This window comes from Streptomyces sp. 1331.2 (genome assembly GCF_900199205.1).
Taxonomy (GTDB): domain Bacteria; phylum Actinomycetota; class Actinomycetes; order Streptomycetales; family Streptomycetaceae; genus Kitasatospora.
Map to the genome: position 1 here is coordinate 4,930,704 of NZ_OBMJ01000001.1, position 20,303 is coordinate 4,951,006.

The 20,303-nt window shown below is 70.3% G+C and carries 11 protein-coding genes and 3 rRNA genes; all 14 read left to right on the forward strand.

What is annotated here, in order from left to right; translation table 11 throughout:
- Window positions 1-124 precede the first annotated feature (124 nt).
- The 14 genes from trpS (at window position 125) to CRP52_RS21260 (ending at window position 20,283) form a co-directional block, all read left to right on the forward strand.
- Window positions 125-1,204, forward strand: coding sequence for a tryptophan--tRNA ligase (trpS, locus tag CRP52_RS21190; RefSeq protein ID WP_097237827.1), 1,080 nt, complete (start codon window positions 125-127; stop codon window positions 1,202-1,204).
- 192 nt (window positions 1,205-1,396) lie between these two features.
- Entirely contained in the window at window positions 1,397-2,359 is a 963-nt protein-coding gene (locus CRP52_RS21195; protein WP_097237828.1) for a S66 peptidase family protein, read from the forward strand.
- 87 nt (window positions 2,360-2,446) lie between these two features.
- On the forward strand, window positions 2,447-3,121 hold the full coding sequence (locus CRP52_RS21200; RefSeq protein ID WP_097237829.1) for a nucleoside/nucleotide kinase family protein: 675 nt from the start codon (window positions 2,447-2,449) through the stop codon (window positions 3,119-3,121).
- Window positions 3,122-3,652: 531 nt separating this feature from the next.
- Window positions 3,653-5,176 (forward strand): 16S ribosomal RNA (locus CRP52_RS21210).
- Window positions 5,177-5,450: 274 nt separating this feature from the next.
- A 23S ribosomal RNA gene (locus tag CRP52_RS21215) occupies window positions 5,451-8,571 on the forward strand.
- A 72-nt stretch (window positions 8,572-8,643) separates the two neighbouring features.
- Window positions 8,644-8,760 (forward strand): 5S ribosomal RNA (gene rrf / locus CRP52_RS21220).
- The 16S, 23S and 5S rRNA genes sit together here, the layout of an rRNA operon.
- Window positions 8,761-9,008: 248 nt before the next feature.
- On the forward strand, window positions 9,009-10,421 hold the full coding sequence (locus CRP52_RS21225) for a sensor histidine kinase (RefSeq protein WP_257032777.1): 1,413 nt from the start codon (window positions 9,009-9,011) through the stop codon (window positions 10,419-10,421).
- Entirely contained in the window at window positions 10,373-11,038 is a 666-nt protein-coding gene (locus CRP52_RS21230; protein ID WP_097237830.1) for a response regulator transcription factor, read from the forward strand. The genes CRP52_RS21225 and CRP52_RS21230 overlap by 49 nt, the downstream gene beginning before the upstream one ends.
- Window positions 11,039-11,282: 244 nt before the next feature.
- Window positions 11,283-12,977 (forward strand): DUF2637 domain-containing protein, encoded by a 1,695-nt coding sequence (locus tag CRP52_RS39730; protein WP_097237831.1) that lies wholly within the window; start codon window positions 11,283-11,285, stop codon window positions 12,975-12,977.
- 110 nt (window positions 12,978-13,087) lie between these two features.
- Window positions 13,088-14,377: a DUF6986 family protein gene (locus CRP52_RS21240; protein ID WP_097237832.1), complete on the forward strand. Its 1,290-nt coding sequence runs from the start codon at window positions 13,088-13,090 to the stop codon at window positions 14,375-14,377.
- A 155-nt stretch (window positions 14,378-14,532) separates the two neighbouring features.
- Window positions 14,533-15,189, forward strand: a complete 657-nt coding sequence (locus tag CRP52_RS21245; RefSeq protein ID WP_097237833.1) for a YigZ family protein — start codon at window positions 14,533-14,535, stop codon at window positions 15,187-15,189.
- A gap of 349 nt (window positions 15,190-15,538) precedes the next feature.
- Window positions 15,539-17,317, forward strand: coding sequence for a hypothetical protein (locus tag CRP52_RS21250; RefSeq protein ID WP_143685795.1), 1,779 nt, complete (start codon window positions 15,539-15,541; stop codon window positions 17,315-17,317).
- A 115-nt stretch (window positions 17,318-17,432) separates the two neighbouring features.
- Window positions 17,433-19,205 (forward strand): restriction endonuclease, encoded by a 1,773-nt coding sequence (locus tag CRP52_RS21255; RefSeq protein WP_143685796.1) that lies wholly within the window; start codon window positions 17,433-17,435, stop codon window positions 19,203-19,205.
- 313 nt (window positions 19,206-19,518) lie between these two features.
- Window positions 19,519-20,283, forward strand: coding sequence for a ZIP family metal transporter (locus tag CRP52_RS21260; RefSeq protein ID WP_097237836.1), 765 nt, complete (start codon window positions 19,519-19,521; stop codon window positions 20,281-20,283).
- Window positions 20,284-20,303 lie beyond the last annotated feature (20 nt).

The following is a 20,303-nucleotide window of genomic DNA, read 5'->3' on the forward strand; positions in this document are numbered from 1 at the left end:
CCACCAGCACTCGCCTGACCAGGGCCGTCCGGGATGGACGGTCCTGTCGCGTTTCCCCCGCTCCCCGCGGGAAAGGGCCCCTCGCCCCGGACGGCCGCGACCACCGCCGTACCGAGGAGGACCCTTGACCGCCGAGACCATCACCGCCGCTGCCCGTGCTGCTGCCGCCACCACTGCCCCTGCCGCCGCCGGTCCCGTCCGCATCGACGACCCGACCGCGCACCGCGTCCTCACCGGGGACCGCCCCACCGGCCCGCTCCACCTCGGCCACTACTTCGGCACCCTGCGCAACCGCGTCCTCCTGCAGGACCAGGGCGTCGAGATGTTCGTCGTGGTCGCCGACTACCAGGTCATCACCGACCGCGACATCGCCGACCGGCTGGCCGAACACACCGAGAGCCTCGTCCTCGACTACCTCGCGGCCGGCCTCGACCCCGAGCGGGCCACGATCTTCGCGCACAGCGCCGTCCCCGCCCTCAACCAGCTGCTGCTGCCCTTCCTCAGCCTGGTCAGCGTCGCCGAACTGAACCGCAACCCCACCGTCAAGGACGAGATCGCCCACTCCCGGCAGTCCTCCGTCAGCGGGCTGATGTTCACCTACCCCGTCCACCAGGCCGCCGACATCCTCTTCTGCAAGGCCGACCTCGTCCCGGTCGGCCAGGACCAGCTGCCCCACCTCGAAGTGGCCCGCACCGTCGCCCGCCGCTTCAACGAGCGCTACCCGCACGCCGACGGCAGCACCGTCTTCCCCCTCCCGCAGGCCCTGCTCTCGGAGGCCCCGATGCTGCTCGGCACCGACGGCGGCAAGATGAGCAAGAGCCGGGGCAACGCCATCCCCCTCGGCGCCACCGCGGACGAGACCGCCCGGATCATCCGCGGCGCCAGGACCGACACCGACCGGCACATCGGCTACGACCCGGTCGACCGCCCCGGGGTCTCCGGCCTCGTCCTGCTCGCCGCGCTCTGCCAGGACCGCGCCCCCGAGGCCGTCGCCGAGGAGATCGGTGACGGCGGCGCCGCCGCGCTCAAGCGCACCGTCACCGAGTCCGTCAACGAGTACCTCCGCCCGATGCGCGCCCGCCGCACCGAACTCGCCGCCGACCGCGGCCACCTGCGGCGGGTCCTGCACGACGGCGCCGAGCGCGCCAACGCCGTCGCCGACGCCACCCTCGCCGAGGTACGGGAGGTGATGGGGGCGGTCTGAAGAGCCCCTGCCCCGCCGCACCCGCCGCACCCGCCGCACCCGCCGGCTTCCCCGCCGCCCCAGGCGGCCGTGGGACACCGACCCGCAGACATCGGCCGGTTGACGCGGGGGCATATCGTCACGGGCGGCCGCGAACACGCCGCGGCCGCCCGTGAACCCCTCCCCCCCCGCGCCCGAAAGGCGGCCCGGCCCATGGACCAGCACCCGACCACTCCCGGCCAGGGGCTGACCCGCCCGTCGCAGCTGCGCCCCGGCGACCACATCGTCGTCGTCGCCACCAGCGGCCCGATCGAACCCGAACGCCTCACCGCCGGCTGCGCGATCCTCCGCTCCTGGGGGCTGCGCGTCACGGTCGCCCCGCACGTCCTCGACACCCACCCCACCCTCGGCTACCTGGCCGGCACCGACGCCGACCGCGCCGCCGACCTCCAGTCCGCCTGGCTCGACCCCACCGTCGACGCCGTCATCTGCGCCCGCGGAGGCTATGGCGTGCACCGGATGGTCGACCTGCTCGACTGGACGGCCATGCGCGCCGCACGGCCCAAGCCCTTCATCGGCTTCAGCGACGTCAGCTCCCTGCACGAGGCCTTCGCCCGGCACCTCGGCCTCGCCACCCTGTACGGTCCGCTGGCCACCGGCGCCTCCTTCGTCTCCGACGGCCCTACCGCCGAGCACCTGCGCCGCACCCTCTTCGACCCCGCCGCCACCACCGTCCTCACCTCGCCCACGGCCGAACCGCTCGTCCCCGGCCGGGCCCGTGGCGTCACGGCCGGAGGCTGCGTCCACGTCCTCGCCGCCGAACGCGGCACACCCGCCGCCCGGCCCTCGTACGCGGGCAGCATCCTGGTGCTGGAGGACGTCAACGAGCACCCGTACCAACTGGACCGCCTCCTCACCCAGTTCCTGCGCTCCGGCGCCCTCGACGGCGTGGCCGGCATAGCCCTCGGCTCCTGGGAGGGCTGCGGACGGCCCGAGCGGGTCCGCGAGGTGATGCTCGACCGGCTCGGCGGACTCGGCGTACCGGTGCTCTGGGAACTGGGCTTCGGCCATTGCCCCTCCACCCTCACCGTCCCGCTGGGCCTCCCCGCCCTCCTCGACGCGGACGCCGGCACGCTCACCCTGGACCGTCCCGCCCTCGCCGAGCGGCCCCGCTGACCACTGGCCGAGCGGCTTCGCTGACCACTGCACCCCGGGCCCGGCTGGGGCGGGTCCGGGCGCCCGCCGGGTGAGTAGGGTGCGGCCATGAACGAGGACCGCCTCACCGCCCTTGCCCTCGGCTTCCTCCGCGGCCCGGGCAGCAACGCCCGTACGATCCTCGGACTTGCCGGCCCGCCCGGCGCCGGCAAGTCCACCCTGGCCCGCCACCTGGTGGCCCAGGTCGAGCGCATCGAAGGACCCGGCACCGCCGCCTACCTCCCGCTCGACGGCTTCCACCTCTCCGGCGCCCAGCTCCACCGCCTCGGCCTGACCCACCGCAAGGGAGCCCCGGCCACCTTTGACGCCCACGGCTACGTCGCCCTGCTGCGCCGCGTCACCGCCGACCGCTTCCAGGACATCTACGTCCCGGACTTCGACCGAACGCTGGACGAACCGGTCGCCGCCCGCCACGTGATCCGGCCCCACACCCGCCTCGTCATCACCGAGGGCAACTACCTCGCCTCCTCCGACACCCCGTGGCCGGAGGCCCGCCGCCTGCTGCGCGAACTCTGGTACGTGCACACCGACGACGCCGTCCGCGAGGAACGCCTGCTCGGCCGCCACCGCGACGGCGGCCGCGACGAGGCCACCGCCCGCCACTGGGTCACCGGCAACGACCACCCCAACGGCGAGTACGTGAAGCCCGGCCGCGCACTCTGCACCCGGACCGTCCCCGGGACCGGTTTGCCTCCGGCACCAGACAGGGGTAGTGTTCTCTAGTCGCTCGGCAGGGAGCACCGGACACGCATCGGCGCGGACGGTCCCGGGGCGGCCAATCCCTTGAAACACCACTTCCCGGCTCGGGCTGGGTCGTTTATGCGTTTTTACGCTCAGCGGCTCGGCGCTATTCGGCGTGTTCGTTTTATCGGATTGCGGCTGGATTCGCTTCTCGGAGCGGGGATCGGCTAGAGTTTGGAACGTCGGACGGGGCGTCAAACCCCGGAAGACACCGGCGAGTTGGATGAACGAAGCCCCGGAAACGGAGCGGAAATCATCTGATAAGCTGGGAACACGAAAGAACGAAGCCCGGAGGGTCCGCTGGAAGGCGGTCCGAAGGAAGCGTCCGTTCCTTGAGAACTCAACAGCGTGCCAAAAGTCAACGCCAGATATGTTGACATCCCCGGCCTCAGGTTTCCTGGGGTTGGAGATTCCTTTTGAAATAACACTAGCGAGGACGCAGTGCGCGGGATCACCCTATTCCGGTGGTTGCCGTGCCGCTCAACGCGAGTGCCACCCGATTACGGGTAGACATTCACGGAGAGTTTGATCCTGGCTCAGGACGAACGCTGGCGGCGTGCTTAACACATGCAAGTCGAACGGTGAAGCCCTTCGGGGTGGATCAGTGGCGAACGGGTGAGTAACACGTGGGCAATCTGCCCTGCACTCTGGGACAAGCCCTGGAAACGGGGTCTAATACCGGATATGACCTTCCTCCGCATGGGGGTTGGTGGAAAGCTCCGGCGGTGCAGGATGAGCCCGCGGCCTATCAGCTTGTTGGTGGGGTAATGGCCTACCAAGGCGACGACGGGTAGCCGGCCTGAGAGGGCGACCGGCCACACTGGGACTGAGACACGGCCCAGACTCCTACGGGAGGCAGCAGTGGGGAATATTGCACAATGGGCGCAAGCCTGATGCAGCGACGCCGCGTGAGGGATGACGGCCTTCGGGTTGTAAACCTCTTTCAGCAGGGAAGAAGCGCAAGTGACGGTACCTGCAGAAGAAGCACCGGCTAACTACGTGCCAGCAGCCGCGGTAATACGTAGGGTGCGAGCGTTGTCCGGAATTATTGGGCGTAAAGAGCTCGTAGGCGGCCTGTCGCGTCGGATGTGAAAGCCCGGGGCTTAACCCCGGGTCTGCATTCGATACGGGCAGGCTAGAGTGTGGTAGGGGAGATCGGAATTCCTGGTGTAGCGGTGAAATGCGCAGATATCAGGAGGAACACCGGTGGCGAAGGCGGATCTCTGGGCCATTACTGACGCTGAGGAGCGAAAGCGTGGGGAGCGAACAGGATTAGATACCCTGGTAGTCCACGCCGTAAACGTTGGGAACTAGGTGTTGGCGACATTCCACGTCGTCGGTGCCGCAGCTAACGCATTAAGTTCCCCGCCTGGGGAGTACGGCCGCAAGGCTAAAACTCAAAGGAATTGACGGGGGCCCGCACAAGCAGCGGAGCATGTGGCTTAATTCGACGCAACGCGAAGAACCTTACCAAGGCTTGACATATATCGGAAACGGCTAGAGATAGTCGCCCCCTTGTGGTCGGTATACAGGTGGTGCATGGTTGTCGTCAGCTCGTGTCGTGAGATGTTGGGTTAAGTCCCGCAACGAGCGCAACCCTTGTTCTGTGTTGCCAGCATGCCTTTCGGGGTGATGGGGACTCACAGGAGACTGCCGGGGTCAACTCGGAGGAAGGTGGGGACGACGTCAAATCATCATGCCCCTTATGTCTTGGGCTGCACACGTGCTACAATGGTCGGTACAAAGGGCTGCGATGCCGTGAGGCGGAGCGAATCCCAAAAAGCCGGCCTCAGTTCGGATTGGGGTCTGCAACTCGACCCCATGAAGTTGGAGTTGCTAGTAATCGCAGATCAGCATGCTGCGGTGAATACGTTCCCGGGCCTTGTACACACCGCCCGTCACGTCACGAAAGTCGGTAACACCCGAAGCCGGTGGCCTAACCCGTAAGGGGAGGAGCCGTCGAAGGTGGGACCAGCGATTGGGACGAAGTCGTAACAAGGTAGCCGTACCGGAAGGTGCGGCTGGATCACCTCCTTTCTAAGGAGCACATAGCAGCTTCGGGCGAATGTCCCGGAGTGCTCGCTCATGGGTGGAACGTTGACTATTCGGCACAGGAAGAGATCGGACTGCTAGTACTGCTTCGGCGTGGAACGCTTCCGGGATTGACTGTGTCGGGCACGTTGTTGGGTCCTGAGGGAACGGGTAACCGTTGTCTCAGTGGTTGCCGGCCTCACTTGAGGTGGTCTTCGGATCATTGAGGGTGTGTGACTGGTCGTTGTTTGAGAACTGCACAGTGGACGCGAGCATCTGTGGCCAAGTTTTTAAGGGCGCACGGTGGATGCCTTGGCACCAGGAACCGATGAAGGACGTGGGAGGCCACGATAGTCCCCGGGGAGCCGTCAACCAGGCTTTGATCCGGGGGTTTCCGAATGGGGAAACCCGGCAGTCGTCATGGGCTGTCACCCGCTGCTGAACACATAGGCAGTGTGGAGGGAACGCGGGGAAGTGAAACATCTCAGTACCCGCAGGAAGAGAAAACAACCGTGATTCCGGGAGTAGTGGCGAGCGAAACTGGATGAGGCTAAACCGTTTTGGTGTGAGACCCGGCAGGGGTTGCCATTGCGGGGTTGTGGGAATGAGCTTCAGTCGTCTGCCGGCGGCTGGGCGAGTCAGAAACCGTATGGGTAGTCGAAGGACATGCGAAAGGTCCGGCGTAGAGGGTAAGACCCCCGTAGACGAAATCTGTACGGCTTGCTTGCTCATCTCCCAAGTAGCACGGGGCCCGAGAAATCCCGTGTGAATCTGGCGGGACCACCCGCTAAGCCTAAATATTCCCTGGTGACCGATAGCGGATAGTACCGTGAGGGAATGGTGAAAAGTACCGCGGGAGCGGAGTGAAATAGTACCTGAAACCGTGTGCCTACAAGCCGTGGGAGCGTCGTTCATCAGCTTGCTGGTGGGCCGTGACTGCGTGCCTTTTGAAGAATGAGCCTGCGAGTTTGCGGTGTGTAGCGAGGTTAACCCGTGTGGGGTAGCCGTAGCGAAAGCGAGTCCGAATAGGGCGACTCAGTTGCATGCCCAAGACCCGAAGCGGAGTGATCTAGCCATGGGCAGGTTGAAGCGCGGGTAAGACCGTGTGGAGGACCGAACCCACCAGGGTTGAAAACCTGGGGGATGACCTGTGGTTAGGGGTGAAAGGCCAATCAAACTCCGTGATAGCTGGTTCTCCCCGAAATGCATTTAGGTGCAGCGTCACGTGTTTCTTGCCGGAGGTAGAGCACTGGATAGGCGATGGGCCTTACCGGGTTACTGACCTTAGCCAAACTCCGAATGCCGGTAAGTGAGAGCGTGGCAGTGAGACTGTGGGGGATAAGCTCCATGGTCGAGAGGGAAACAGCCCAGAACACCGACTAAGGTCCCTAAGCGTGTGCTAAGTGGGAAAGGATGTGGAGTCGCAGAGACAACCAGGAGGTTGGCTTAGAAGCAGCCACCCTTGAAAGAGTGCGTAATAGCTCACTGGTCAAGTGATTCCGCGCCGACAATGTAGCGGGGCTCAAGCACATCACCGAAGTCGTGTCATTGCAGCATTGAGGGCCAACGCCTGCTGTGATGGGTAGGGGAGCGTCGTGTGCCGGGTGAAGCGGCGGTGGAAACCAGTCGTGGACGGTATACGAGTGAGAATGCAGGCATGAGTAGCGATACAAGAGTGGGAAACTCTTGCGCCGATTGACCAAGGGTTCCTGGGTCAAGCTGATCTGCCCAGGGTAAGTCGGGACCTAAGGCGAGGCCGACAGGCGTAGTCGATGGACAACGGGTTGATATTCCCGTACCCGCTTTGAAGCGCCAACGCTGAACCTCTTGATGCTAAGCCCGTGAAGCCGGCCCGGAGTCTTCGGACAATGGGACGTGGTGGAGCCGGTGACCCAACGGGGTAGTAGGTGAGCGATGGGGTGACGCAGGAAGGTAGTCCAGCCCGGGCGGTGGTTGTCCCGGGGTAAGGGTGTAGGCCGTGAGGTAGGCAAATCCGCCTCACATTAAGGCTGAGACCTGATGCCGAGCCGATTGTGGTGAAGTGGATGATCCTATGCTGTCGAGAAAAGCCTCTAGCGAGTTTCATGGCGGCCCGTACCCCAAACCGACTCAGGTGGTCAGGTAGAGAATACCGAGGCGTTCGGGTGAACTATGGTTAAGGAACTCGGCAAAATGCCCCCGTAACTTCGGGAGAAGGGGGGCCATTCCTGGTGACGGGCCTTGCGCCTTGAGCTGGGGGTGGCCGCAGAGACCAGCGAGAAGCGACTGTTTACTAAAAACACAGGTCCGTGCGAAGCCGTAAGGCGATGTATACGGACTGACGCCTGCCCGGTGCTGGAACGTTAAGGGGACCGGTTAGCTTGGATTCGTCCAGGCGAAGCTGAGAACTTAAGCGCCAGTAAACGGCGGTGGTAACTATAACCATCCTAAGGTAGCGAAATTCCTTGTCGGGTAAGTTCCGACCTGCACGAATGGCGTAACGACTTCTCGACTGTCTCAACCATAGGCCCGGTGAAATTGCATTACGAGTAAAGATGCTCGTTTCGCGCAGCAGGACGGAAAGACCCCGGGACCTTTACTATAGCTTGATATTGGTGTTCGGTTCGGCTTGTGTAGGATAGGTGGGAGACTTTGAAGCGGCAACGCCAGTTGTTGTGGAGTCGTCGTTGAAATACCACTCTGGTCGTGCTGGATGTCTAACCTGGGTCCGTGATCCGGATCAGGGACAGTGTCTGGTGGGTAGTTTAACTGGGGCGGTTGCCTCCTAAAGGGTAACGGAGGCGCCCAAAGGTTCCCTCAGCCTGGTTGGCAATCAGGTGTTGAGTGTAAGTGCACAAGGGAGCTTGACTGTGAGACTGACGGGTCGAGCAGGTACGAAAGTAGGGACTAGTGATCCGGCGGTGGCTTGTGGAAGCGCCGTCGCTCAACGGATAAAAGGTACCCCGGGGATAACAGGCTGATCTTCCCCAAGAGTCCATATCGACGGGATGGTTTGGCACCTCGATGTCGGCTCGTCGCATCCTGGGGCTGGAGTAGGTCCCAAGGGTTGGGCTGTTCGCCCATTAAAGCGGTACGCGAGCTGGGTTTAGAACGTCGTGAGACAGTTCGGTCCCTATCCGCTGTGCGCGTAGGAGTGTTGAGAAGGGCTGTCCCTAGTACGAGAGGACCGGGACGGACGAACCTCTGGTGTGCCAGTTGTCCTGCCAAGGGCATGGCTGGTTGGCTACGTTCGGGAGGGATAACCGCTGAAAGCATCTAAGCGGGAAGCCTGCTTCGAGATGAGCACTCCCACCTCCTTGAGAGGGTAAGGCTCCCAGTAGACGACTGGGTTGATAGGCCGGATATGGAAGCCCTGTGAGGGGTGGAGTTGACCGGTACTAATAGGCCGAGGGCTTGTCCTCAGTTGCTCGCGTCCACTGTGTTGTTCTGAAACAACGACCGCCCTGTCGGCGGGTCGGATAGTTTCATAGTGTTTCGGTGGTCATAGCGTGAGGGAAACGCCCGGTTACATTCCGAACCCGGAAGCTAAGCCTCACAGCGCCGATGGTACTGCAGGGGGGACCCTGTGGGAGAGTAGGACGCCGCCGAACAATTCTTCTGAAGAACCCCCATCCGGATCCCGGATGGGGGTTCTTCGCATTTCCGGACCTGAATGAACTGCTCAGGACTTGCGTCAGTGCCAGCCGGGATCAGTCGGCCCGGGTCAGTGGTGCTGCACCCCACTGCAGGTGGACCTAGGTCCACCTCGGAATTGGGGTGTCATGGCCAGTGTGGGGAGTGGAGGGTTCGTGAACACTGATGGAGAACGATCGGTTACCGGCGGCATCAGGAGTTTCCCGTGACAACAGCGAGTCGTGCGAGCGGCACGTCCGTACGTGCGCAGACCCAGGCGGCCTTCGCGGCCGGCGGTGAGGGGCTGGCGCGACTGGTCGTCCTGGTGGTGTCGGCGGTGCCGGGGTTCGTGCTGCCGGTGATGGCGGCGGTCATCTCGGGGGTGATCACGGCCCGGCTCCTGCAGCAGTCCGGGCCGGGGCTCCTCCTCGCCCTCCTCGTGGCGGCGGCCGTCGGTGCCGTGGTGGCCGCGGCCAACGTCCACCGGACTGCGAACCGTACGCGCGGGCAGCTGGCGCGCTGGTTCGGCGCACGGCTGCCGGCCAGCTACGAGCCGCAGCCAGGGCTGGAGTTGGACGGGCGTGGGCACTGGTGGACGGGGTACTCCTACCACCGCTCGCGGACGGTGGCGAAGTACGCGCAGCTGGTCCACTGGGGGCTGCGGGACCGGACCACCCGCGCCGAGCTGGCCTGGCTCGCGGTGACCCCGTTCCTGACGCTGGCCCTAGCCGGCCCGGTGCTGGGCCTGCTCGGGCTGGGCACCGCCTACGCCCTGTCGGGGCCGGTGCCGCCCAGCGAGGGCTTCGGTCCCTTGAGCGGGCAGATGGTGTCCGCCCTGCTGGGCGTCGCGTTCGGGGCCGCCATGATCGTCGCCGGGATACTCGTGGCACCGTTCGCGGTGCGCGCGTACGCGGAGGTGGCCCGCCGGGTGCTGGACCAGGACGGCCGGGCGACGCACGCCCAGCTGACCAGGCGGGTGGCCGAGTTGACCGAGACGCGGGCGGACGCGGCGGGCAACCAGGCGGCCGAGCTGCGGCGGATCGAGCGGGACCTGCACGACGGCGCCCAGGCGCGGCTGGTCGCGATCGGGATGACGCTGGGCACCATCGAGCACCTGCTGGACACCGACCAGGCCGCCGCGCGCGAGCTCCTCGCCGAGGCCCGGCAGTCGTCGGCCCGGGCCCTGCAGGAGCTGCGGGACCTGGTGCGCGGCATCCACCCGCCGGTGCTAGCCGAGCGCGGACTGGGCGACGCCGTCCGTGCGTTGGCGCTGGACTGCGCGCTCCCGACCGAGGTCGTCGTCAGCCTGCCGGACCGGCCGCCGGCGCCGGTGGAGGCCGCCGTGTACTTCAGCATCTGCGAGCTGCTGGCCAATGCGGCCAAGCACTCGGAGGCGGAGCAGGTGTGGGTGGACATCCTGTACCGCGCCGGCTTCCTGCGGGTCACGGTGACGGACGACGGCGTGGGCGTGGCGGACCCCTCGCGGGGGACCGGACTGCGCGGGATCGAGAAGCGATTGGGTACCTTCGACGGTGTCCTCGCCATCGACAGCACGTCGGGCGGTCCGACCACCATCACCTTGGAGTTGCCGTGCGAGTTGTCCTCGCCGAGGACCTCTACCTCCTTCGCGAAGGCCTGATCAGGCTGCTGGAAGCGCACGGCTTCACCATTGCCGCGGCGGTGGAGACCGGGCCCGAGCTGTTGGAGGCGCTGCTGACCCACCGACCGGACGTGGCCGTGGTCGACGTCCGGCTGCCTCCGACGCTCACCGACGAGGGCCTGCAGGCCGCGCTCAAGGCTCGCCGGGAGATCCGGGGCCTGCCGGTGCTGGTGCTCTCGCAGCACGTCCAGCAGCTGTACGCGCGGGAGTTGCTGGCCGACGGCACCGGCGGGATCGGCTACCTGCTGAAGGACCGGGTGTTCAACGCCGAGCAGTTCATCGACGCGGTCCGGCGGGTGGCGGCGGGCGGCACGGCGATGGACCCGGACGTGATCGCGAAGCTGATGCAGACCACCTCGCGCCGACCCGGCCCGCTGCTGCGCCTGTCCCCGCGCGAGCGCGAGGTGCTGGAGCTGATGGCCGAAGGCTGTTCCAACTCGGCGATCGCCGCCCGTCTGTCGGTGAGCGACGGTGCGGTCGCCAAGCACATCGCCAACATCTTCACCAAGCTCGAACTCGCCCCTGACGAGGACGCCAACCGCCGGGTGCTGGCCGTGCTGACCTACCTCAACGGCACGGCGGAGCAAAGCCGCTGACGGTCCGGCCGGACCGCGGGCCGGACCGCGGACCGGGCCGTCCTCACCGCGGCCGCCGCCGAGCCTCCGTGCGGCGCGCCGGTACCGTTCCACCCCAGGCTGCGGAAACGCTTAAACAGGTGTACGAGTAAACTCCGGTGGGCCGAGCCCGGAGGCTGCTCAGCCGTCCGGTGGCCCGACCAGCGGGACCCGGCAGTCGAGGCAGCGTACGGCCGCAGCCGACATCCAGGGGTTGATAGACGTAATGGCACGCCCAACGCTCACCAAGGCTCATCGCGGCCTGCTCGGCCTGGTCGCGGCCGGCGCCTGCATCATCTCGGGCATCGGTTTCGCGGGCTCGTACAACGCGGTGCGCGAGCTGGCCGAGAAGAAGGGGTTCGGCGCCTTCTCCTACGCCTTCCCGATAGGCGTCGACGCGGGCATCGTCGTACTCCTCGCGCTCGACCTGGTGCTGACCTGGCTGCGGATCCCCTTCCCGATGCTGCGCCAGACCGCCTGGCTGCTGACCGTCGCCACCATCGCCTTCAACGCGGCCGCCTCCTGGGGCGATCCGCTCGGCATGGGCATGCACGCCGTCATCCCGGTGCTCTTCGTCGTCGTGGTCGAGGCCTCGCGGCACGCGGTCGGCCGGATCGCGGCGATCACGGCGGACCGCCACATGGAGTCGGTCCGGGTGATGCGCTGGCTCCTCTCCCCGGTGCCGACCTTCCGGCTCTGGCGCCGGATGAAGCTCTGGGAGCTCCGCTCCTACGACGAGGTCATCCGGCTGGAGCAGAACCGCCTGGTCTACCGGGCCCAGCTGCGCTTCCGCTACGGCCGCGGCTGGCGCCGCTCGGCGCCGATCCAGGCGCTGCTGCCGCTCAAGCTCGCCAAGTTCGGCGTTCCGCTGGACCCGTCGCTGCTCGACCGGCTGGACGAGGAGGCCCGCGAGCGCGAGGCCGAGGAGACGCTGACGGGCCGGCCGGACGCGCCGGAGTTCGGTATCCAGGCGGGCCGCACCGCCGCCATCGGCCCGGCCGCGGGCGCCCCGGCCGGTCAGCCTCAGCAGCGCCCGCACCCGCAGCAGGTGGCACCGGCCCAGCAGGCCCAAGCCCAGGCCCAGACCCAGAGCCACACCCAGGCTCAAGCTCCGGCCGGACCGGCCCAGCCCGGGCCCGTCCAGGCCGCAGCTCAGGCGCCGGACCCGGCTCAGGCCGCTGCCGCGACCACCCCCGCTCCCGTCACCCCCGCCGTCGCGCCGCTGCCCGCCGAGGTCGCTGCGCCGATGCTGGCCAAGCTGGCCGCCGTCCGGCTGCGTGCCGCGCATGAGCCGGAGGACGAGGCGGTCGTGGCCGCGCAGCCGCGCGGGGAGGAGCTGAACGTCTGGACCGAGCGCCCGGTCCGCACCACCGGCCACCCGACCGATGCCGCCCCTGGTGGCCGGGTGCCCGGCCAGGCCTCGCCCTGGTTCAAGCCGCCGCGCCCGGTGGCCGACGAGCCCGCTGCCGGACCGGCCCCCGCCGGCACGCCCCAGCCGCAGGCCCAGCACCCGGTGCCGCAGCCTCCTGCGCCCCAGCCCCCGGCCGCGCCGCAGCACTCGCAGCCGCCCGTCGAACCGCAGCACCAGCAGCACCAGCAGCCCCGCGAGGCCCGGCCGTCGGAGCAGTCGGCCCAGTCGTCCCGCTCCGAGACGCCGGTTCCGGCCGAGGAGCCCGTCCAAGCCGAGAAGCCCGCACCCCTCCCGGCTCCCGCGCGCCTCGACCCGGACCTGGCCTACGAGGCCCTGGTCTCGTACATCGACGGCCACGGCCACCAGCCCGACCCGCAGCGCCTCGCCGACTGGCTGACCAGGGAGTACGGCGTCACCGGCAAGGGCCACGACGGCTCGGTCCACCCGAAGGAGGTCGCCGAGCTCTTCCCGGAGCTGCGCGACCGCTACATCGCCGCCGGGAGGGACTGACCGGGCCGGCCGCCGTCCAGCGCTCGGTCGGTCATTGACGCCCGACCGTGCCGGAGCTACCTTCGCCTCAACAAATTGTTGAAGCGCCGGTTCGGCACGGAGGAGTGCGGATGTCTCAGGTCGAGGTCGACGGAAACGGGCCGGCGGACGGGGCGTCCTTCTCCACCGCCGCCCGCGCCGCGGTGGAGGCGCTGCTCGCCCCGGTCGACGCCGACCTGGCGCGCCGCTACCCGGGCGACTCCGGGACCAGGCAGCCGGTGCACACCGTCTACGTCCCGGCCGACGCCTTCGCCGCCGACACCGTACGGGAATGGGGCCGCCAGGCCCTGACGGCCTTCGACACCCACGCCGGCACGCCGGCCGAGCTGGCCCGTGCCCTCGGCGTCGCCGACGACGACCTGCTCGCCGACGTGCACGCCCGGGTCCGCGCCAAGCTGGAGCGCGAGCCGGTCGAGGACCTGCGGATCGACTTCGAGGACGGCTACGGCCCCCGCCCCGACGCCGAGGAGGACGCCGCCGCCGTCCGCGCGGCCGAGCTGATCACCGCCGCCGTGGCCGAGGGCAGCGCCCCGCCGTACGTCGGCATCCGGATCAAGTGCATGGAGGCGCCGGTCCGGGCCCGCGGCATCCGCACCCTGGAGCTGTTCCTCGCCACCCTGCTGGCCGGCGGCGGCCTTCCGGAGGGCCTGGTCCTCACCCTGCCCAAGGTGACCTACGCCGAGCAGGTCACCGCGCTGGTCCGACTGCTGGCGGACTTCGAGCGCCGGGCCGGGCTGCCCGCCGGCCGGATCGGCTTCGAGATCCAGATCGAGACCACCCAGGCCATCCTCGGCCCGGACGGCCGGGCCACCGTGGCCCGGATGATCGAGGCCTCCGAGGGCCGCGCCACCGGCCTCCACTACGGCACCTTCGACTACAGCGCCTCCTGCGGGGTCAGTGCGGCGTACCAGAGCATGGACCACCCGGCCGCCGACCACGCGAAGGCCGTTATGCAGGTGGCCGCGGCCGGCACCGGGGTCCGGCTCTCCGACGGTTCCACCAACGTCATCCCGACCGGCTCCACCGAGCAGGTGCACGCCGCCTGGAAGCTCCACCACGACCTGGTCCGCCGCTCCCTGGCCCGCGCCTACTACCAAGGCTGGGACATGCACCCGGCGCACCTGCCGACCCGCTACGTCGCCGTCTACTCCTTCTACCGCGAGGGCCTGGCAGCCGCCGCCGCCCGGCTGGCCGCCTACGTCGCCAAGGCGGGCGGCGACGTGATGGACGAGCCGGCCACCGCCCGGGCCCTCAGCGGCTACCTGCTGCGCGGCCTGGACTGCGGCGCCGTCGACCTCACCGAGGTCACCGCGCTGACCGGCCTGGACCGCGAGCGGCTGGACGCCCTGGCCGGCCGCTGACCCCTCCACCTGCGGGCTCCTGCTGCCCCCGGTCGGCCCGCCGATCCCGCCGACCCCTTCGATCAGGCGCCAACTGGCTAGGCTGGCAGTGCCGCCCCGGTGACCCGGGTGTGTGCGCCGCCAGCCTTCGCCGTTCCCGGGAGAACCACCGCGTCATGTCCGCCACGCCGGAGCCCAGTGCCAGGCCGTACCTCACCATCCGGCGGGCCGGCAGCCACGAGATCGAGATCAAGAAGTCCCGGTTCATCTGCCACCTCGGCCGGGTCGCCGACGAGGACGAGGCACAGGCGTTCATCGCCGGGATCCGCAAGCAGTACTGGGACGCCCGGCACAACTGCACCGCCTTCGTGGTCGGCGACGAGCAGCGCCGCGAGCGCTCCAGCGACGACGGCGAGCCCGGCGGCACGGCCGGGGTGCCGATGCTGGAGGTGCTGCGCCGGCGCGGCCTGACCGACACCGTCGCCGTGGTCACCCGCTACTTCGGCGGGATCAAGCTCGGCGCGGGCGGCCTGGTGCGGGCGTACGGGAGCGCGGTCTCGGAGGCGCTGGACGGGATCGGCCTGCTGGAGCGGCGGCCGGTCGCGCTGCTCGCCGTGGCGGTGGACCACGTCCGGGCCGGGCGGGTGGAGAACGACCTGCGGGCGGCCGGGTACGCGGTGAGCGATCTCGCCTACGAGGCAGCCGGGGTGCGGATCGAGGTGGGCGTGCCGGAGCCCGAGGTGGCGGACTTCCACACCTGGCTGGCCGAGGCGACCGGCGGCACCGCGGTGGCGGTCCCGGCCGGCCGCACCCATGTCGAGGTCCCGGTCTGAGCGGCCGGGCGGGGCGCCGCCCCGGGCCCTCGTAGCCGAGCCGCCGCGCCGCGCGGAAGGCGGCTTGAGGAGATTCACCCGAACGTAGTGTCGTGGCCCCGAGTTGGAACTTCCGCTCGGGGCCGTGGCGTTTCCTGGGCAAGGATCCGGCAGAACCGGACGAAACCATCGATGGAGGACACAGGAACCCACCCCGCACCACGGAGGTATGCGCATGACCTCAGCCCGTTCGACCTCGAACGCCCCGACCTCGGCCCCGAGCCCGACTTCGGCCCCGGCCTCGAACCGCCCCCGCCCGCACGCCGGTGCCGATCTGCCCGGCCCCCGCGGTCCCGCCACGCCCTACCGGATGACCGTCACCACGGCGCTCCCGCACGCCGACGCCATCGCCCTGGCCGACGAACAACTCGCCTCCTGGCTGAAACGGGAGGGCTGCGACGAGCCCCCCTCGGCCCTCCGCACCCGCCCCGGGCAGGCCGGCGAAGCGCCCGCCGCACCGGGCCCCGCCGAGCGCCTCCGCCTGGGCGACCGGGTCCTGCTCGACCGCGACCACGGCCCGCTGCGCGGTGGCCCCGGCGCCGGCCACTACGACCGCCGCCGGCTGCGCACCCCGGCCCCGCACGGCACCCAGCAGCTCACCCTCACCGTGGCCACCGGAGCGGGCGGCCCCACCTGGGTCCGGTTGGAGGCCGAGACACACAGCACCGGCAGCGGCGTGCGCACCCCGTGCCGGGTGCCGGTGCCCGAGCTCGCCCGCACGCTCCTCCCGCTGCTCGACGCCACCGACGGCCCGGCCGCCGTCCACCTGGCGCCCCGGGTGATCACGGCCGACCAGGTGGACACCCTGATCGACGAGCTGTGCGACCCGGAGCGCCGGCTGCCCATCGTGGTCGCCAGCGTCCCGGTGAACCTCCCGCCCGACCGCTGGGCGGAGGACGTGGTCGGCCCGCTCTGCCACCAGCTGCCCGGCCTCGCCACCGCCTACGTGCTGGATCCCGCCGCCCGCACCGGATTCAACGTCGCGCTGGAGTACCACACCGTCTACGGCGGGGCGGTGCGCACCTATCTGCCCGAGGTCGACCCGGCCTCCCGGTACGACGGCGCCCGGCATCCGGTGCTCGCCCGAGGCCGAATAGAGCAGGACCCGCGCCGCGCCGCCGGGCTGCTCGCCCGCGAGCCGCGCCGCCTGGCTGCCGACCAGCCGCTTCCGCCCTCGCTGGCCGCCGTCCCGGTGCTGCGCGTCCCCGCGCCGCAGCTCCGTCGGCCCGTCGGTCCGGCCGTCGATCCGGACGCCGACCCGGCCGGCCGTACGGCCGTCGGTCCGACCGCCACACCCCCGGGAACGGACCGGGCCGCCGTCCGCGCCGAACTGGCCGCGCTCGCGCACGAGGAGCAGCAGGACCGCGCCGAGCAGCAGGCCAGGGCCGACGAGCTGGAGCGGGTCCGGCGCACCCTTCGCCTGGAGCGCCGTGACCACCGCGAGCGGGGCCAGGGCCGGGAGGGCCGCGACGCCCGGGACACCCGGGAGGGCCGCCCCCGCTCCGGCGCCCGCGCCCTGACCGGCCGCCACTGCACCGCGCCGAACGGCGGCCCGTCCGCCGGGCAGCACCTCGCCGGCCGGCCCGCCGGCCGCCGGGGCAAACCCGAGACCTTCACCGAACTCATGGCCAGACTGGGCGAGTTCCCGCTGCTGACCTTCACCGGGGACCAGAAGAGCGCGCTCGCCCTGGACGGGCTCCAGCGCACCGGAGCGGGCTGGGCCCGGCTCGCCTGGGACGGCTTGACCGCCCTTCAGGAGTACGCCGAGGCAGCGGTGCGCGGCGCGGCCGGCGGGGACTTCAAGCAGTGGTGCGAGCACACGCCCGAGGGCTGCCACCGCTTCCCGCCCCGCAAGGCCGTGCGCGGGGAGTCCCGGACGGTGTTCAGCCACGCCAAGTGGAAGCGTGAGCGGATGCTGCCGGTGCCCGAATGCGTGGACACCTCCCGGCGCGCCTTCATGGGCGCGCACCTGCGGATAGGCGGCGGCCGGACCGCACCCCGGCTGCACTACCTGGACGACTGCTCCGGCAGCGGCCGGATCTACGTCGGCTACATCGGCCTGCACCTGACCAACACCCGTACCAACTGACCGGCTTGGCTGACCGCCTTGCCCGTTCGGGGGACAATGTCCGGCAGGGGTGGGGCCGCACGGCCGCCGACCGCCCCGGGCAGCGCGCCGGACGAGCATGGGGGAACGACGACCGATGCAGCACTCAGCAGACGGCCAGTCCGACGGCACCGCCACCGTCCGGTTCCCCCGCCCGGGCTTCCTCGCCTCGGTCTTCCGCGACCTCGGCGCCGACGAGCCGGAGCGATCGGTCGGGCCGGACGGGCCGGAGCGACCGGACGGTGCTGTCACCGGACACCCCGGTCGGGGCGCGGCCGGCGACGGTGACGGCCCGTCCGTCCCGGCCCCTGCCGGCCCCGTCACCCCCGGCGGCGCGGACCGGAGCACCCCGCCCCCGAGCACCCCGCCCCGCGGCACCGCCGACCAGGCCGCCGTCGATCCGGACGAGGCGATCGCGGCGCACGCCAGGGCCGCCGCCCTGACCCACCACCGCACGGTCGCCGTCCAGGCCGAGCACGACCGGCTGGCCGACCTGCTGCGCCGGGCCGCCCTGCCCGTCTCGGCCATGGACTTCGAGAGCCAGCTGCGCCACTACGAGCCCCGCCCCTACCAGGCCGACGGCCCGGGCGGAGCCGCCCCCGACGAGCCGGAACCCCGCTGGGTGGACTTCGCGCCCGCCGAGCCCGCCGCCGCCGACCCCGAGGGCGGCCCGGCCCGCCGCCTGCTCGACTCCGGCTACCAGCGCGAACTGGCCCAGGCCCGGCTCACCCACCAGCGCGCCCTGCGCGAGTGGCGCACCCGGCGGGCCGAGGCCGGCCGCCCGGCCGCCGACGAGTCCAGGCGCGCCCACGAGGCGGCCGAGGAGGCCCGCGCCCGCGCCGTCCGCGAGTACAACGACAGCCTGGAGGAGTGCCGGCGGGCCTACCGGCTGGCCGAGCCGGCCGCCGTGGAGTCGCTGCTGGAGCGCGCCCTGGCCGCCGCCGAGACCGCCACCCAGGACCTGCCCGCCCCCTGCCGGGCGGTCTTCCGCCCGCTCACCCGCACCGCCGTCCTGGACCTCGACCTCCCGCCGCTCGACCTGGTGCCCTCGCTCAGCGGCTACCGGCTCGACCCGGACGGCGAGATCCTTCCGGTGCCGCGTCCGCCGGCCGACCGGGCCACCGACTACCTGCGGCTGGTCGCCCGGCTCGCCCTGCGCGTCCTGCAGGCCGCCGACGCCGTCGACACCGAGGAGATACTCGCCGGCGTCGTCCTCAACGGCTGGCTGCGCGAGCCCGGTACGGCCGAGCCGCTCTGCCTGGTCAGCGTGGACGCCGACCGCGACGCGCTGGCCCGCACCCGGCTGCTGCCACCGGAGACCCCGTACGAGGAGCGCGACGACGAGGGCGTCTACGCCGACGCCGAACAGGACGAGGCGCTGGTCCGGTTGCGTCAGCTCGGCGCCGCCGTCACCCCGGATCCGTACGAGCGGGCGGGCGTCGAGCCGGCCGCCCAGGCCGGGGCCGCCGTGCCGGCCGCACCCGACCTGTCCGCCAACGAGTTCGCCCAGCTGGTGCGCGACCTGCTCACCCGGGGCGGGCTGGCCGAGTGGAGCGTGCGGCTGCGCAGCCCGGCCGGGCTGGTCGCCACCGGCGAGGGCGCGCCGGGCAGCGCGCTGCCCGGCCGCTGGGTGGTCTGGGCCTCCCGGGGCGCCGCGCCGGTCACGGCGGAGCAGATCGCCACGCTGGCCGAGGCGGTCGGCGAGGAGTCCGCCGAGCGCGGCCTGCGGCTGACCACCGGGCACTTCACCGACGAGGCCCTGGACCTCACCGCCGAGGAGAGCCACCGGCACATCCACCTGGTCGACGGCGACGGCGTGCGCGAACTCGCCCGTACCCACCTCGGCCTGCCGCTCGCCGCCGGTCGCTGATCGCCGACCGGCCGGTCGCCGGTCGCCGGTCGCCGGCCTCCGGCCGCTCGCCGACGTCCTCCGACCGCTCCCGCCCGGAGCTCACCCCGACAGCCCATCCGGCGGGCGTCCCGCCACGCCCGGACCGAGGCTGGGAAAGCGGGCCCCGGGCCGGGCCCGGCACCCCGGCCGAAGACCCTCGAACGGCCGTCCGGTACGGTCAGCGGTCGGCCCGGCCACGGGCGGATCCCAGGGGGAGAGGAATGGGCAGAGCGCTCGGCAGACCACCCGGCAGCACCGGCCGTCCGGCCGCACCCGCGGCGGAGGCGGCTCGATGACCGCCGTCCTGGTCGCCGCCGGGGCGTTCCTGATGACGTTGATCGGTGGCTTCGTCGCCCAGCGCACCGGAGACCGCCGCCACCTGGTGCTCGGCTTCGCCGCCGGACTGATGCTCGGCGTGGTCGCCTTCGACCTGCTGCCCGAGGCCATCCAGCAGGCGCCGGGCGAGGTCCACGGCGTGCCGCAGGCGCTGCTGATGTTCGCGGCCGGCTTCCTCACCATCCACGTGGTCGAACGCGCGGTCGCCATCCACCGCGGCCACGAGGGCGAGTACGCCGAGCACACCCACGGGCACCACCACGGGCACGGCCGCACCGCCGGTCACCAGGGCGTCGGGATGACCGCCGCGCTGGCCCTGGTCGGGCACAGCGTGATGGACGGCTTCGCGATCGGCGCCGCCTTCCAGGCCGGCACCACGGTCGGCACCGTGGTGGCCATCGCGGTGGTCGCGCACGACTTCGCCGACGGCTTCAACACGTACACGATCACCCGGCTGTACGGGAACAACCGGCGGCGGGCGCTGACCCTGCTCGCGGCGGACGCGCTGGCCCCGGTGTCCGGTGCCGCGATCACCCTGGCGTTCACCATCCCGGAGCACCTGCTCGGCCTCTACCTGGGCTTCTTCTCCGGCTTCCTGCTCTACCTGGCGACCTCCGACATCCTGCCCGAGGCCCACAGCCCGCACCCCTCGCGCAGCACCCTGCTGTGCACCGTCGCCGGGGTCGGCCTCATGTGGCTGGTGATCGGCTTCGCCACCTGAGGCCAGTCCCGACCGAGGCG

Excerpts from the sequence above, each read along its gene's own strand:
- CRP52_RS21195 (WP_097237828.1), top strand. The coding sequence starts at position 1,397 with ATGGACCAGCACCCGACCACTCCCGGCCAGGGGCTGACCCGCCCGTCG.
- CRP52_RS21200 (WP_097237829.1), top strand. The coding sequence starts at position 2,447 with ATGAACGAGGACCGCCTCACCGCCCTTGCCCTCGGCTTCCTCCGCGGC.
- CRP52_RS39730 (WP_097237831.1), top strand. The coding sequence starts at position 11,283 with ATGGCACGCCCAACGCTCACCAAGGCTCATCGCGGCCTGCTCGGCCTG.
- CRP52_RS21240 (WP_097237832.1), top strand. The coding sequence starts at position 13,088 with ATGTCTCAGGTCGAGGTCGACGGAAACGGGCCGGCGGACGGGGCGTCC.
- CRP52_RS21245 (WP_097237833.1), top strand. The coding sequence starts at position 14,533 with ATGTCCGCCACGCCGGAGCCCAGTGCCAGGCCGTACCTCACCATCCGG.
- CRP52_RS21250 (WP_143685795.1), top strand. The coding sequence starts at position 15,539 with ATGACCGTCACCACGGCGCTCCCGCACGCCGACGCCATCGCCCTGGCC.
- CRP52_RS21255 (WP_143685796.1), top strand. The coding sequence starts at position 17,433 with ATGCAGCACTCAGCAGACGGCCAGTCCGACGGCACCGCCACCGTCCGG.
- CRP52_RS21260 (WP_097237836.1), top strand. The coding sequence starts at position 19,519 with ATGACCGCCGTCCTGGTCGCCGCCGGGGCGTTCCTGATGACGTTGATC.